Origin of the sequence: Komagataeibacter sp. FXV3 (genome assembly GCF_015155755.1) — a bacterium.
Taxonomy (GTDB): Bacteria; Pseudomonadota; Alphaproteobacteria; order Acetobacterales; family Acetobacteraceae; genus Komagataeibacter.
The window spans coordinates 78,545-92,625 of the sequence record NZ_VWPI01000124.1; the positions used below are offsets into that span (position 1 = coordinate 78,545).

Genomic DNA, 14,081 nt, shown 5'->3' on the forward strand with positions numbered 1-14,081 from the left:
AAGGCGGCGTTCCTTGAAGCTTTTTGAAACAAGCTTCACCAAAAACTTTTTGGCGATCTGGCGGGTTCATGAATCCGTCCGCTTTGGCCTATAACGTGCCGGAGCCATTGGGGGCCTGCCGTGACTGCTTGCAAAAGCCGGTCGTGGCGGCCCCCGCTGTGTTTTTCAATCATGTCGTGCGGCGTGCGCCACGGCAGCAGGAGCAGGATTTTCAGACATATGACGGCCTCTGTGGATGTAAAGGCATCTCCTGACCGGCTTTACGGACGCCAGCGCGGCCATCCGCTGCGCCCGCGCCAGCAGCGGCTTCTGGACCAGACACTGCCGCGCATGCGCTTCCCCGAGGCGGCGATACCGGACCCGGCATCGGCCTTCGGGCATGTGCCCGAACAGATCTGGCTGGAAGTCGGCTTTGGTGGCGGGGAACATTCACTGGCCCAGCATGCCGCCCATCCGGATGTCGGCTATATCGCGTGTGAGGTTTTTGAAAACGGACTGTGTTCCCTGCTGTCCCGCGTTGTGCCGGATGATGAGGAAGCAACCGCCCCTGTCCCCGACATGCTGCGGATCTGGGATGAGGACGCGCGTATCCTGTTGCGCGGCCTGCCCGATGCGTCGATTGACCGTCTGTTTCTTATGTTTCCTGATCCGTGGCCCAAGTCCCGCCATGCAAAGCGGCGTTTCGTGCACCCCGAAACGGTCAGGATGGCGGCGCGGATCCTGCGTCCCGGTGCGATCTGGCGCGTGGCCAGTGACGACCCGACCTACCAGGCATGGGTTGAGGAAGTGATGGGCGCGCAGGACCTGTTTGACACTGCTCCGCCCGCCAGGGTGCGCCCCGAAGGCTGGCCGCCCACCCGTTACGAAGCCAAGGCGCTGAAGGCGGGACGCCAGCCGTTGTACTGGACCTTCATCCGCCGCTGAGCAGTTATTTAGAAATCAGCCAATAAGAAAAAGCTTCAAGGAACGCCGCCTTTTTCCAAAAAGGCGGCACCCAAAAACTTTTATCATTTCCATCTATGACAGCGACGTGCCGGTCAGCCGTTCCGCTACCTGCCACAGCCGTCGCGCAATGGTCAGGTCACGGGCGGCGGGCGGAACGAAGGCTTCAGCCACATGGCCCCGCCGTTCGCCCCGGCCACCGGGTCCGTAATAGCCGCCATCGCGTGCTTCCGGTGCCATGGCGGCGAATTCAATGGGCAGTGCGCCATGGGCGGCGGACTGTCCCATCAGGCGGAAGGCCCAGATCGCGCCAAAACGGGTCAGGCGTTCGTGCAGACCCTGCTTTGTATTCAGGCGGCTGGCCGCGATATCGGTCATGGCCCAGCCGGGATGGGCGGCAATGGAATGCAGCGGCCAGCCATGGGCGCGGGCCTGTCGGTCCAGTTCCAGCGCCAGGATCAGGTCCGCCAGCTTGCTCTGCCTGTAGGCGCGGAACGGGGCATAGCGGCGACGACCCTGCAGGTCGTCAAACACGATCTGGCCCGTCAGCGCGGCAAGGCTGGCTACCGTGACCACGCGCCCACCATGCGGGGCGGCACACAGCAGGGGCCGCAGGCGTGCCGTCAGCGCGAAGGGACCAAGGAAATTGGTGCCGAATTGCAGTTCGAACCCGTCGCGGGTTTCCAGACGGCGGGGGGTGCCCATGACACCGGCATTGTTGACCAGAATGTCCAGCCTGTCAGTTTCCATAGCCAGTTCGCGTGCGAAGGTCGCGATCGAGTCAAGGCTTGCGACATCCAGCAGCCGGAAAGTGGCGTCCGCCCCCGGCACATCATGTTGCAGGCGGGTCAGGGCGGCCAGCCCCTTGTCGGGATTACGGCCCGCAAGCATGACCCGTGCCCCGCGTGAGGCCAGGCCCAGGGCCGTCTGGTAACCAAGGCCGCCCGTGGCACCGGTGACAAGGGCAAGGCGTCCGTCCATGCGGGGCGCCTGTTCGATGGTCCAATGTCTGGTCATGTGTCCGCCTGTTCTCTGGATTGGTGCATTGCCTTCCGGGCTTCGGCTTCCACCTGTGCCGTCAGGCGCGCTTCATGCCGCCGCAGGAAAATAATGGTACATACCATCATGATTCCGCCCCCGGTTGCGACGGCTATTCCCACGGGGCCGGAAATGCGCATGATCCTGTGGCCCAGGTAATAGGCGGCATAGGCGTATCCACCAGCCCATACTGTGCCGCCGACCGCATTATATATCAGGAACCGGGGCCACGGCATGTGGCTCGCCCCCGCCAGCAGGGCCACGAATACGCGCAGGATGGCAATGAACCGTCCCGCGCATACAATGATCCCCCCATACCGCCGGAACAGGAACTGCCCGGTCTGGAGGCGTTGTGACGTAAGCCCCACCTTTGCCCCATGGCGTTCCAGCAGCGGGTAACCAAGCCCGCGCCCGATCAGGTAGCCAAGATTGTCACCCGTAATCGCACCAATGATGGCGGCTGTCGCCACCCATGCAATATCCAGCCGGTGGGTGGTGGCGCAGTAGATCGCGGCCGAAATGACGAGGGTTTCAGCCGGAAGGGGAATGCCCATGCTTTCCAGCATGACAATAACGCCAATCACGCCATAGCCGTAATGCTGGAAAAGATGTTCAAGATGCTGAAGCAGCGGACTACCTGTCACAAATGAAAAGAGTATGTAGGTTACGGACGACAGAACGTAAAACGCGGTGTGTGCAATTCCGATACCATTGGCACGCACAAATGGCAGGAGCAAGAACATGACCCAGTCCGGCACCAGCGCCACGACGAATACCGGAACACGTCCCTATGGCACATGGCCCTCACCCGTCAGTGCGGCGCTTGTGGCAGGAAAGACGGTTTCCCTGTCGGATGTGCGGGTGGACGGACGTGACATCTACTGGATCGAGGGACGCCCGGCCGAGGGTGGACGCCGTGTACTGGTCTGTGCCCGCGCGGGACAGGTGGCCGACGTGACCCCTGCCCCGTTTGATGTCGGCACACGTGTGCATGAATATGGCGGCGGGGCCTATGCCGTATGCCAGGGGGTGATTGCGTTCAGCAACCGCCGCGACGGCAGCCTGTGGCTGGTGGAAGGGGGAAAGCCCCGCTGCCTCTCGACCGGGGCGGGGCTGTGGTATGCCGACCTGACATTCAGTCCCGATGGCCGTTTCCTGTTCTGCGTACGGGAAGACCATCGCGCGGAAGACGAGGAACCTGCCGCCGCCATCGTGGTGCTGGACTGCACCATTACGGCTGACCCGGCTTTCAATGGTGGCACGCCGCTGGTCATGGGGCCGGATTTCCTGTCATCTCCCCGTCCCTCGCCCGATGGGCGGTATATGGCCTGGATTGAATGGGACCATCCGGCCATGCCATGGGACGCCACCCGCCTGCGTGTCGCGACCCTGCTGCAGGAAGGCGATGACCCACCGCGCCTTGCCGCCCCGTGGAGCGCGGCAGGCGACGACGGGCAGGCGGAATCGGTCATCGAACCATGCTGGGACGCAGCGGGACGGCTTCTGGCGCTGTCCGATCGCAGCGGGTGGTGGAATCTTTACCGGTTCGATACGACGTCCTCCTCTCCCGTGGCGCTGGCCCCCATGGACGCTGAAATCGGTCAGCCGCACTGGGTGTTCGGCCTGCGCAGTTACGTACCGCTGCCCGATGGCAGCATCCTTGCCATGGTCATCAACGATGGCGATACCCGTATGGTTTCCATCCGTGACGGGGAGGTGACCCCGCTGGGTCTTGGCCATCCCTCCGGCTGTCCCGTTCCGGTGGAAGGGGACGGGTTCGCATGGCTGGATGCGCCGCCCGATAACGCGGCCGCCGTGGTTCGTGGCCAGCCGGGACAGATGCCGCAGGTCCTGCGCCGGGCAACCGAACTGCCGCTGTCCCCGGCCGACATTGCCCGCCCTGCCCCGATCCATTTTCCCCTGCCCGATGGTGAGGGCACGGGACACGCCTTTTTCTATGCGCCCGCCAATGCCCGTTATCATGGGCCGGAGGGGGAAAAGCCGCCGCTGGTCGTCGTCGCGCATGGCGGCCCGACGGGGCGGGCCAATCCGGCCTTTTCATTCAAGGTGCAGTGGTGGACCAGCCGGGGCTTTGCCGTGGTTGATGTCAATTATGGCGGTTCAACCGGGTTTGGCCGCGCCTATCGGCAGCGGCTGGAACGGCAGTGGGGCGTGGTGGATGTGGATGACTGCATCGCCGCCTGCCAGTACCTTGCCACGACCGGGCAGGTCGATCCCGCCCGCATTGTCATACGGGGCAGCAGCGCGGGTGGCCTGACCGTGCTGCTGGCGCTGGCGCGCTCACGCCTGTTCGCGGCGGGCACCAGCCTGTATGGCGTGACCGACCTGCGTGCGCTGGCGCAGGATACGCACAAGTTTGAGTCACGTTATCTGGATACGCTGGTTGGCCCCTACCCCGCGGATGAGGCGACCTATCTTGCCCGTTCACCCATCACGCAGGTGGCGAATATCAGGGTGCCGGTCCTGTTCCTGCAGGGGCTGGATGACCGGGTCGTGCCGCCTGCGCAGGCGGAAACGATGGTCGCGGCGCTGCGTGGGCGCGAGGTGCCCTGTGCGTTGTATGAATTTGAAGGCGAGGGCCACGGCTTCCGTCAGGAAACCACCATACGCAGGGCATGGGAGTTGGAACTGGCGTTCTATCAGCAGGTACTCAAGCTACCTGTCTCCCCTGCCCCGCATGTGGACCTGACGGCCCCGCAATCCGTAAAAGCCGTTTGAACGGAAGGAAGTTTTCGGTGAAGCTTTTTTCAAAAAGCTTCAGGGAACGCTGCCTTTTTGAAAAAAGGCGGCACCCAAAAACTTTTATCATTTCAGACCTGCTGCAAAACGGGCGTTCCCTGACCGGAACGCCCGTTTTTTTAATGGTGCCAGCCGTATGTGACGGCGTTGGATATTATTCTTCTTCCTCGACAATGGCGGTATTGCCGCGTGTCGGGCGGAAGCGGCCTTCGCGCAGGGCTTCCTCGATATCCTCCAGCGAGGCCCCGCGTGTTTCGGGCACCATGAAATACACGAACAGGACTGACAGCAGGTTGACGCCGGCATAGAACCACATCGTCCCGCCCAGCGTGATCTTGGTCACCAGCGTCAGCGCCGTGCTGGTCACCAGCAGGTCGCTGCCCCACAGCATGGCCGAATGCAGGCTGGTGGCGTTGCCGCGCATGGACAGCGGGAACATCTCCGCCCCCAGCAGCCAGCCCACGACCTGGATGCCACCGGCGTTGAACACCATGAACAGCAGCATGAAGGCGATGATCAGCCAACTGCCCATGCTGCCGGGCTGCGGGTGCAGCAGGAACATGATGCCAAGCCCGATCAGGCTGACCACGCTGCCCGGCCCCATCACCAGCACCAGCCTGCGGCGGCCGATGCGGTCAACAATGTTCGACCCCAGCACCGTCATGACCAGATAGATGATCGAGATGCCGATACTGGCCATCAACGCGGATGAACTGCCAAACCCCGCATCCGACAGGAAGGTCGGTGCGTAGTAGATCATCATTTCCAGACCACCCGCCTGCGTAAAGAAGGCGACGCCAAGGGCAGCCACAAGTGCGGGACGCACCCAGGGCTGGCGCAGGCCGCGCCAGCCGATGTCGCGCGGGTCGGTTTCCTCGTTCGCGTTGGCGTGGATACGGCGCATTTCGCGGCGGATGTCGCGTTCGGAGGTCCGGATACGCTGCAACTGCTCCAGCGCGGAATCCAGGCTTTCATGTTCCGCTGCCCAGCGCGGGCTTTTGGGCAGGAAGAACATGGAAACGAACACGACGGCGGCGGGAATGGCGGCAATGGCCACCATCGGTCGCCAGCCCCATGCATCACGCGCGGCAAAGCCGATGATGTTGGCGGCAAAGATGCCGATGCCGATGGCGATGTTGAACATCGTGACCATGTGCCCGCGCTTGTGCGCTGGCGCCAGTTCCGAGATGTACATGGGCACCACCTGCGTGGACCCGCCAACCGCCAGCCCCAGGAACACGCGTGAGATGATCAGCATGTACACATCGGGCGAAAAGGCGCAGGCCAGCGCGCCCAGCACGAAAATGGCCGTGACGATCATGATGGATTTGCGGCGTCCATAATGTTCGGACATCCACCCGGTCAGCAACGAACCCATCACGGCGCCAGCCAGAATGGCGGAGGCCACCATCTCCTGGTAGAAGCTGCTGAGGTGGAAATCACGCGTGATCAGCAGCAGCGCGCCCGAGACGATCCCGGTATCGTAACCATAGAGGCCGCCGCAGATTGCGGCCACGATGGCTGCGAGCCATAAGGTCTTGCGCGCGTTGGGGGAAATATCGATCTGGGACATGTCAGGCAACGGTTCCGTTGCCTGTGGCGTGGGGTGCTGTACGGATGGGGTCTGGTTATTCATGCGGGTGCCTGTTCCTTCCTTCTTCTTATAATTCGTCCGTAACGGCCGGGTTCCCGGGGTGGCGTCAACCGTCCCGGGTGTGATGGACCTGCAGGGCGGCTTTCATGCTGGCAACCTGACGCATAGCGTCATGCAGGCGGCACCAGTCATCTGTTGCCGCGATGGGTTGCCAGATGGCTTCCACCGTCTCGACAGACATCACGCACGCGGCCCCATTGTGGAAATATGGCTGTGACAGGTCCACGCCCCGTGCCGGTTCATGTTGCATGATCCGGTCGTGCAGGGGACGGAAACTGTCCTGCCCATAAAAGTCTCCACGCGGTCCTGTTATGGCACGTTTCTGGCTCTGTTCGCCACCATACCAGTCAAAAAACGGAAATTCAAATCCAATCTGGCTTTCATCCATGAAAGAAAAAAGACATTCACGCAGGTCGGTGGAGGATTTTCTTGAAATCTCCTTGAGTCCAAGCCGATTAAGCACTGAAATATCAAGAAAACGTTCATATCGTTCCAAGAAGTCATCAAAAATACTTTGGATTTTCTCAAGTGTGGAAAGGGAAAGCAGACATTCCCCCAGACGGGCCACGTTCCACATCATCGCCTCGGGCTGGCGGCCATAGGCATACAGGCCGGAATGATCAAAATAGGCGGCGGTGAAGGTCGGGTTGAACGTGGGCACGAACCGCCAGGGGCCGTAATCGAAACTCTCGCCGGTAATATTGATGTTATCGGTGTTGAGCACGCCATGCACGAAGCCCGCGGTCATCCACTGCGCGGTCATTTCGGCAATGCGGGTTGTGGCGGCGTCATACAGCGCGGCGGCGGGGTCGGCTGCGTCCGTCAGGTGGGGGTAATAGGTTTCGATCACGTATTCCACCAGCCGGGTCAGGCTTGCGCGGTCGTCATTGGCGACAAGGCGCTGGAACGTGCCGATGCGGATGTGGGAATGGCTCAGGCGGGCCAGCACGCATGATCGCGTGGGGGATGGTTCATCCCCACGATGCAGGTTTTCACCCGTTTCCACCACGCTCAGCGTGCGTGACGTGCGCACGCCTGCCGCATCCAGCCGTTCACTGGCCAGGATTTCGCGTATGCCCCCCTTCAGCGTCAGGCGGCCGTCGCCGCCGCGTGACCATGGCGTGGTGCCGCTGCCCTTGGTCCCGATGTCCAGCACACGGCCGTCAACACTGTCCCCAAGCTGCGCGAACAGGAAGCCCCGCCCATCGCCAAGGTCGGGGTTGTACGACCGGAACTGGTGGCCATGATAGCGTAGGGCCAGTGGCTGTGGCAGCGATCCGGGCAGGGGATCGAAATACCCGAAATGGCGCACCCATTCGGCATCGGTCAGCGTGTCCAGACCGATACGGGGCGACACGTCATCATTACGGTAGCGCAGGATGTGGGCAGGGAAAGTCGCGGCCTGCACCACGTCATAGAATTCATTCCCAAGTCGGCTGTGATGGGCAAGGGGTGTGTAATGATCGGAAAATGGCATTTTCATATACTTTACGTGTGATAATTAATCATTGCCGATCCGGACTGGCGGTCACCAGCCCAAGCGGCAGACAGGCATGGTCATGCAGGCAGGCCGCAATGTCATGCGGACAAACGGCATCGACGTGGTCGGGTATCCAGTGGGGGGCATTATCCTTGTCAATCAGGCGGGCACGTACGCCCTCGGTAAAATCCGGGCGTTGCAGCAGGTGGCAGACCAGCTGGAATTCCTGCTCCAGCACATGGTCCAGGTCCGGCAGGGCGCGGGCGGCATGCCAGGCAGCCAGGGTCAGGCACAGCGAAAACGGGCACGCACGGCCCAGGGCGGCCAGATCATCGCGCGCCCATGCGGCCGGATGGGCCTGCAGCCTGCGCAGCAGTTCGGGCATGTCAGGGGCATTATATACCGCAGCAATGGTCGCCGTATCCGGTCCTGCGTCCATGGGTGGGCATGGCGGCAGGCTGTCCATCACCCGTCCCGCAGGCAGGTGGGTCAGGGCCTGCCTTATGGTGTCCAGCATGCCGGAAGGGGCCATCCGGTCGGCAAAGCCCGCGTCAATGGCCTGTGTCGCGTTCATTCGTCCCCCCGTCAGCGCAAGGCGCAGGCCACTCAGTCCCGGCGCGCGGGACAGCAGGTAGGACCCGCCCGCATCCGGCGTCAGCGCAATGGCGGTTTCGGGCATGGCAAGGATGGCGCGTTCGGTCACGACCCTGTAGCGGACATGCCCGCCCAGCCCGATACCGCCCCCCATGGCGATGCCATCCATGAAGGACACTACCGGCTTGGGATACCCGGCCAGCACGGAGGCAAGGCGGTAGCTGCGCCGGAATGGCATGGCCCCGTCTTCCAGCCCCCCTGTTTCCAGCCGGTCGCGGATGGCGCGGATATCGCCCCCTGCGCAGAAGGCGCGCGGGCTTGCGCTGTCGATCAGCACGGTCTCGATAGCCGGGTCATCGCGCCATGCGCGCAGGCAGGTATCAAGGCATGCCAGCATGTCCATGTTCAGGGCATTGAGTGCCGAGGGCCGGTTGAGTGTGATGCGTCCCAGCCGGCCGGTATGGTTTATGTGGATCAGTCCGGTGTCCATGGTGCCTCCTTGTGCTGTTTGCTGTGTTCAACCGGTACAGAATGCGCTACCCCCGCTAACGTCCGGCGTCACGGCTGCGTGCGGACCACAGGCATGCAACAGCTACTGAGGCATAAGCACCATGGGGATTGACGCCCTCACCTTTCGCAACGCCATGGCGCGGCTTGGCGCGGCGGTAAACGTTGTCACGACCGGAACACTTGATGATCCGGCGGGTTTTACGGCATCGGCCGTCTGTTCGGTCACCGATACGCCGCCGACCGTGCTGGTCTGCCTGAACCGCAGTTCACGGGTGCGCGATCGTTTTCGTGTCGATGCGGCCATGTGCATCAACGTGCTTGCCGCCGACCAGCAGGACATATCCGGTGTGTTCGCAAGCCCGCTGGAACAGGCGGAACGCTTCCGTTCCGGCCACTGGGACACGCTGACCACCGGCGCGCCGGTGCTGGATGAGGCCGTGCTGTCACTGGACTGCCGGATCGAACGCATTGTGGAAGTCGGCACCCACAGCGTCATGTTTGGCGCGGTGGAAAGCCTGCGTAACAGCAGCCCGCGCGGTGGGCTGGTCTATTTCAACCGTACCTACCACATGTTGCCCCATGATGATGATAAATAGGCCGCACGTTCCGGATTAAGGAAAAATCCAGTCTTTTGCGCCATGACGGACCAGATGGACCGACAGGCGCAGGGAGGCGACGGCATGGAGGATACACCCGGCAGGGCAGGCATGCGTACGGACCGGGTTCCTGTCTTGACGCTGCGTGGGCTGATCTGGATACATGCTGGCCTTGCCCTTTTCGTGGCGCTTATGGCCATGTGGGCGGATCATCTGCCGGACTGATCCGGCCCGGCTGAGATCGGGCGCGGGGAGCATGCCGGTAACCGGACACAGGAGCACCAGAAGTGGCCCGCACGATACAGACGGCCGGAACCGGTCTGCCCGACGGGGTGGAAACCCTGCTTGATCAGGCGGCGGCTGTATGTCTGGCGCGCGCCGTCAGGCTGACGGAAATCCGCAGGCTGGTGCTGGGGCTGGTTCTGGCGGCGGACCGGCCACTGGGGGCCTATGACCTGCTGGAACAGATCCGCACGACCCGTGGCAGGCCCGTGGCGCCGCCCACGGTGTACCGGGCGCTGGACTTCCTGATGGAACAGGGGCTGATTCACAAGATCGAACGCCTGTCCGCCTTTGCCGGCTGCCGGCACATGCTGGAATCGGGGCATGGCTGTCATGGGCATGTCCATGCCGCGCAGTTCCTGATCTGCAGCAAATGCGGCCGTGTGACGGAACTGGATGATCCCCATATCCTCAAGGCGCTGCTGGAGGTTACGCGGGCGCGTGGTTTTTCAGTCCGCCAGACCACCATAGAGGCGGAGGGCCTGTGCGCGGCATGCGCGTGAAGGACCGGATTGACCACAACAGGCCGTAACGGCCCGTCATGGATGGGGCACGGACATGGTGCAACGCCGAAAAGGCCGGATGGCCGAACTGCCCTTTGCCGCCCTCACACGCAGTCGGAAGCCCGGCAGGACGTCGCGACGCGCGACCGATGCCCCGGCCGTCCCGTCGGCTACGGACCAGCCTGACATGTTTGCTGCACCCATGCCCGGCATCCGCCATGTGCTGACCTATCTTGATATCGCGGCGATTGGCCTGGCCACGGTGGACGTGCGACAGTTACGGGCGGGTGAGGGTGCGGATGCATATCTGTACCATGTCACGACGCAGGCGGACCTGGAAACGATCCGGGCCCGGGGCACCATCGTGTTTTCACCGCGCGCGCCACTGGTGCTGACGGAGCGTCCCGGCGTGGCACTATGGCTTGCAAACATGATGGAAGTCATGGAAGCGGACGATATGGCAGGGCATATAGCGGATATTCCGGTCGTTTTTAGGGTAAAACGATTTGTAATGGATGAATTGCTGGAACATGATCCTGACCGGACGCGAAGATATGGTGTATCGTTCTTTCTACTGACCGGCCTTAACCGGCAGGAATAATCTGATCACCGGCAAACAAGAACAATATCAAAGGACCGGCTTTCATGGAAAATCAGCCCGCAGCGACCGGATTCGACACGGCGCGTCTGCGTAATCTCATCATTGGCTGCCTTGCGGCGCTTGCCGGCCTTATGGCCGGGCTGGATATCGGGGTCATATCCGGTGCGCTGGACCTGTTGGCCCAGACATTCCATGCCAGCACGATGCAGCAGGAATGGATTGTCAGCGCCATGATGGGTGGCGCGGCCGTAGGGTCCCTGTGCGGTGGCTGGATGTCGCACCAGATCGGGCGCAAGCATGCATTGCTGGTGGGGGCTGCGGTGTTTGTGGTGGGGTCACTGGCCTGCGCGCTGGCATGGTCGATCCCGACCATGATCGTGGGGCGACTGATCATGGGGCTGGCGATCGGGGTGGCGGCATTCACGGCCCCCCTGTACCTGTCCGAAATCGCCAGTGAGCAGGCGCGTGGCGCCATGATCTCGACGTATCAGCTCATGATCACGGCGGGTATTTTCATCGCGTTCCTCAGCAATACCATGTTCAGTTATTCCGGTAACTGGCGCGGCATGTTCGCCATTGCCGCCGTGCCGGGCGTGCTGTTCCTGATCGGTGTGCTGTTCCTGCCTTACAGCCCGCGCTGGCTCATGATGCGTGGCCGGCGTAAGGAAGCGCTGGAAGTACTGGTGGATTTGCGTGACGACCGTAGCGCCGCCATGCAGGAAATCCAGAATATCAGCCGCCAGCTTCAGCAGAAGCAGCGCGGCTGGAGCCTGCTGCGCAACAACCGTAATTTCCGCCGCTCCATCTTCCTGGGCATGACGCTGCAGGTCATGCAGCAGCTCGCGGGTGTGAATGTGGTGATGTACTACGCCCCCAAGATCTTCGCGCTGGCCGGTTACGTCGGGCCTGCGCAGCTGTGGTGCACCGCCATGGTGGGGCTGGTGAACATGCTGGCCACCTTTATCGCCATTGGCCTGGTGGACCGCTGGGGGCGCAAGCCCATCCTGTATACCGGCTTCATCATCATGGCCGTGGGCATGGGCTGCCTTGGTTTCATGCTGAACCGGCACAATCTGGGGCAGACGGAACAGATCATCTCGGTCTTCATGCTGCTGATCTATATTTCCGGCTTTGCCATGTCCGCCGGTCCCCTGATCTGGGTGCTGTGTTCGGAGGTTCAGCCGCTTCAGGGGCGTGACCTGGGTATTTCCATCTCCACGCTGACCAACTGGATCGCCAACATGATCGTGGGGGCAAGCTTCCTGTCGCTGCTGCAATGGATGGGGAATGGGCCGACCTTCTGGCTGTTTGCCGTATTCAACCTGTTTTTCGTGCTGGTGACGTGGCGCTTCATCCCGGAGACACGTGACATGTCCCTGGAAAAGATCGAGCAGCGTCTTATGGCGGGCCTGCCGCTGCGTGAAATCGGGCAGGGCAGGCTGCTGCCTGACAGCAAGTAAGCAGGCCGGATGGCATCTGTACCGTGGTCGATATGGTGCATGGGTGCAGCCTTCATGGCTGCACCCGTTTTTTATTGTCTGTCCGTCCCGGCACAGCGGCCTGTGGTACTGGATAAGTGGAAATGATTTCGGAATAAAAGTCTTTGGATGCCCCCCTTTTTTCAAAAAGACGACGTTCTTCGAAGCTTTTTGAAAAAAGCTTCACCAAAAACTTCTTTTATATTCTGGTGCAGTTTTCGTGACCGGTCCGTCTGGCATCAACCCGCAGGCAGATACCCTTTTCAACACGGTTTCTATTGCGGAGGGGCTGCGTCTGCAGGGGCTGGTCCGTCAGTCGGGCTGCCAGCCATCAAGTTGCAGGGCAACACCGGCCAGATACAGGCTGCCACATATGATGACGCGGGCGGGTGGGGCATCCGGCTCCGCTGTGGCTGCCAGATGCGTCAGGGCGGCATGCAGGGTGGGACCAGCCATGGCCCGGCCACCAGCCGCCGCGATAATGTCCGCCACAGGCTGCGCCAGATGCTGGTCCTTTTCCGCCACGGCCTGAATGGAGGCCGCACGTGGCAGCAGGGGCAACAGGAAGCCGGTGGCGTCCTTGGTCTGCTTCATGCCTATGATCAAATGCGTGGGACGGTCCGTCCATTCTTCCATCACCTGTGCCAGCACTTCGCCCGCACCGGGATTGTGGCCGCCATCAAGCCATAATTCCCAGTCCAAAGGCAGCAGGCTTGCCAGATCGCCGGACAGGCGCTGCATCCGTGCGGGCCAGCGGGCCTGTGCAATCCCCGCCCATGCCTGTTGTGGCAGGGGCAGGCCACTGGCGCGCAGGGTAGCGATGGCAAGACCGGCATTGTCGATCTGGTGGGCACCCCGCAGGCCGGGCAGGGGCAGGTCCAGCGCACCATGACGGTCATGGTAACGCAGGCTGCCGCCATCTGGCGCGGGGGCAATGGACCATTCATGGTCACGCCGCCACAGGGGGCTGCCGTGCGTGTGGGCCGTGCGCATGAGTACGTCCATGACTTCGGCTGGCTGGCGGCCGGTGGTGACGGGAATACCCGGTTTGATGATGCCTGCCTTCTCGGTCGCGATGGCCCCCAGCGTATTGCCAAGGAAGGCCTCGTGATCCATCGAGATGGCTGTGATCGCACATGCTGCCGGACGTTCAAGCACATTGGTGGCGTCATGACGTCCGCCCAGCCCGACCTCGACAATCGCAAGGTCGGCGGGGTGGCGCGCGCACAGCATGAAACCTGCCGCCGTCAGGACTTCGAACACCGTAATGGGCGCGCCCGCATTGACCTGTTCGATTTCTTCCAGAACGCCTGCCAGTTCGCGTTCCGTCACGATCTTGCCCGCAATGCGGAAGCGTTCGGTCACATGCACCAGATGCGGCGATGTCAGCACATGCACCCGCCATCCCGCCGCTTCGGCTATGGCGCGCATCAGGGCGCAGGTGCTGCCTTTCCCGTTCGTGCCTGCCACATGCACGACAGGTGGCAGGTGGCGTTCGGGGTGGCCAAGGCGCGCCAGCAGCGTTTCCAGCCGGGCCAGCGACAGGTCGATCAGGGCCGGATACAGACGGTTCAGCCGTTCAAGTATCTGCCCTGTCCGGCCGACGAATTCCGGCCCGAGCGCGGGAGCATTCATGGGGTGCG

Annotated in this window: 13 protein-coding genes; 7 read left to right on the plus strand and 6 right to left on the minus strand. The window is 62.3% G+C overall.

Features of this window, described 5'->3' with window-relative positions:
• Window positions 1-219 precede the first annotated feature (219 nt).
• The gene (locus F1542_RS11345) at window positions 220-924 is read left to right on the plus strand and encodes a tRNA (guanosine(46)-N(7))-methyltransferase TrmB (protein ID WP_193733127.1); all 705 of its coding nucleotides are present in this window, start codon (window positions 220-222) and stop codon (window positions 922-924) included.
• A gap of 93 nt (window positions 925-1,017) precedes the next feature.
• Here the strand turns inward: F1542_RS11345 and F1542_RS11350 are convergent, their stop codons facing one another.
• Window positions 1,018-1,959, minus strand: coding sequence for an SDR family oxidoreductase (locus F1542_RS11350; RefSeq protein ID WP_193733128.1), 942 nt, complete (start codon window positions 1,957-1,959; stop codon window positions 1,018-1,020).
• Window positions 1,956-2,723, minus strand: coding sequence for a DedA family protein (locus F1542_RS11355; protein ID WP_193733129.1), 768 nt, complete (start codon window positions 2,721-2,723; stop codon window positions 1,956-1,958). Before F1542_RS11355 ends, F1542_RS11350 begins: the two co-directional genes overlap by 4 nt.
• Here F1542_RS11355 and F1542_RS11360 point away from each other — a divergent pair.
• The gene (locus F1542_RS11360; RefSeq protein WP_193733130.1) at window positions 2,722-4,719 is read left to right on the plus strand and encodes a prolyl oligopeptidase family serine peptidase; all 1,998 of its coding nucleotides are present in this window, start codon (window positions 2,722-2,724) and stop codon (window positions 4,717-4,719) included. The genes F1542_RS11355 and F1542_RS11360 overlap by 2 nt on opposite strands.
• A gap of 175 nt (window positions 4,720-4,894) precedes the next feature.
• Here the strand turns inward: F1542_RS11360 and F1542_RS11365 are convergent, their stop codons facing one another.
• The 3 genes from F1542_RS11365 to F1542_RS11375 all read right to left on the minus strand — a co-directional run bounded on the left by F1542_RS11365 (window position 4,895) and on the right by F1542_RS11375 (window position 8,958).
• Window positions 4,895-6,313 (minus strand): sugar porter family MFS transporter, encoded by a 1,419-nt coding sequence (locus F1542_RS11365; RefSeq protein ID WP_193733163.1) that lies wholly within the window; start codon window positions 6,311-6,313, stop codon window positions 4,895-4,897.
• A 127-nt stretch (window positions 6,314-6,440) separates the two neighbouring features.
• Window positions 6,441-7,871: a protein adenylyltransferase SelO family protein gene (locus F1542_RS11370; protein WP_193733131.1), complete on the minus strand. Its 1,431-nt coding sequence runs from the start codon at window positions 7,869-7,871 to the stop codon at window positions 6,441-6,443.
• 28 nt (window positions 7,872-7,899) lie between these two features.
• Window positions 7,900-8,958, minus strand: coding sequence for an enoyl-CoA hydratase/isomerase family protein (locus F1542_RS11375; RefSeq protein ID WP_193733132.1), 1,059 nt, complete (start codon window positions 8,956-8,958; stop codon window positions 7,900-7,902).
• Between the two features lie 121 nt (window positions 8,959-9,079).
• On the opposite strand from F1542_RS11375, the gene F1542_RS11380 reads away from it, so the two are divergent.
• From F1542_RS11380 to F1542_RS11400, 5 genes are all read left to right on the plus strand, one after another.
• Window positions 9,080-9,574, plus strand: a complete 495-nt coding sequence (locus tag F1542_RS11380; RefSeq protein ID WP_193733133.1) for a flavin reductase — start codon at window positions 9,080-9,082, stop codon at window positions 9,572-9,574.
• An 84-nt stretch (window positions 9,575-9,658) separates the two neighbouring features.
• Window positions 9,659-9,799: a hypothetical protein gene (locus F1542_RS11385; protein WP_227672680.1), complete on the plus strand. Its 141-nt coding sequence runs from the start codon at window positions 9,659-9,661 to the stop codon at window positions 9,797-9,799.
• Between the two features lie 62 nt (window positions 9,800-9,861).
• Complete coding sequence (locus tag F1542_RS11390; protein ID WP_193733135.1) at window positions 9,862-10,359, plus strand: transcriptional repressor; 498 nt, start codon at window positions 9,862-9,864, stop codon at window positions 10,357-10,359.
• Window positions 10,360-10,438: 79 nt separating this feature from the next.
• Window positions 10,439-10,960: a hypothetical protein gene (locus F1542_RS11395; RefSeq protein WP_193733164.1), complete on the plus strand. Its 522-nt coding sequence runs from the start codon at window positions 10,439-10,441 to the stop codon at window positions 10,958-10,960.
• 44 nt (window positions 10,961-11,004) lie between these two features.
• Window positions 11,005-12,420 carry a sugar porter family MFS transporter gene (locus tag F1542_RS11400; protein ID WP_193733136.1) on the plus strand — a complete coding sequence of 472 codons (1,416 nt, stop codon included), beginning with the start codon at window positions 11,005-11,007 and terminating at the stop codon, window positions 12,418-12,420.
• 330 nt (window positions 12,421-12,750) lie between these two features.
• Here F1542_RS11400 and F1542_RS11405 read toward each other — a convergent pair whose 3' ends face one another.
• Complete coding sequence (locus F1542_RS11405) at window positions 12,751-14,073, minus strand: folylpolyglutamate synthase/dihydrofolate synthase family protein (RefSeq protein ID WP_193733137.1); 1,323 nt, start codon at window positions 14,071-14,073, stop codon at window positions 12,751-12,753.
• Window positions 14,074-14,081 lie beyond the last annotated feature (8 nt).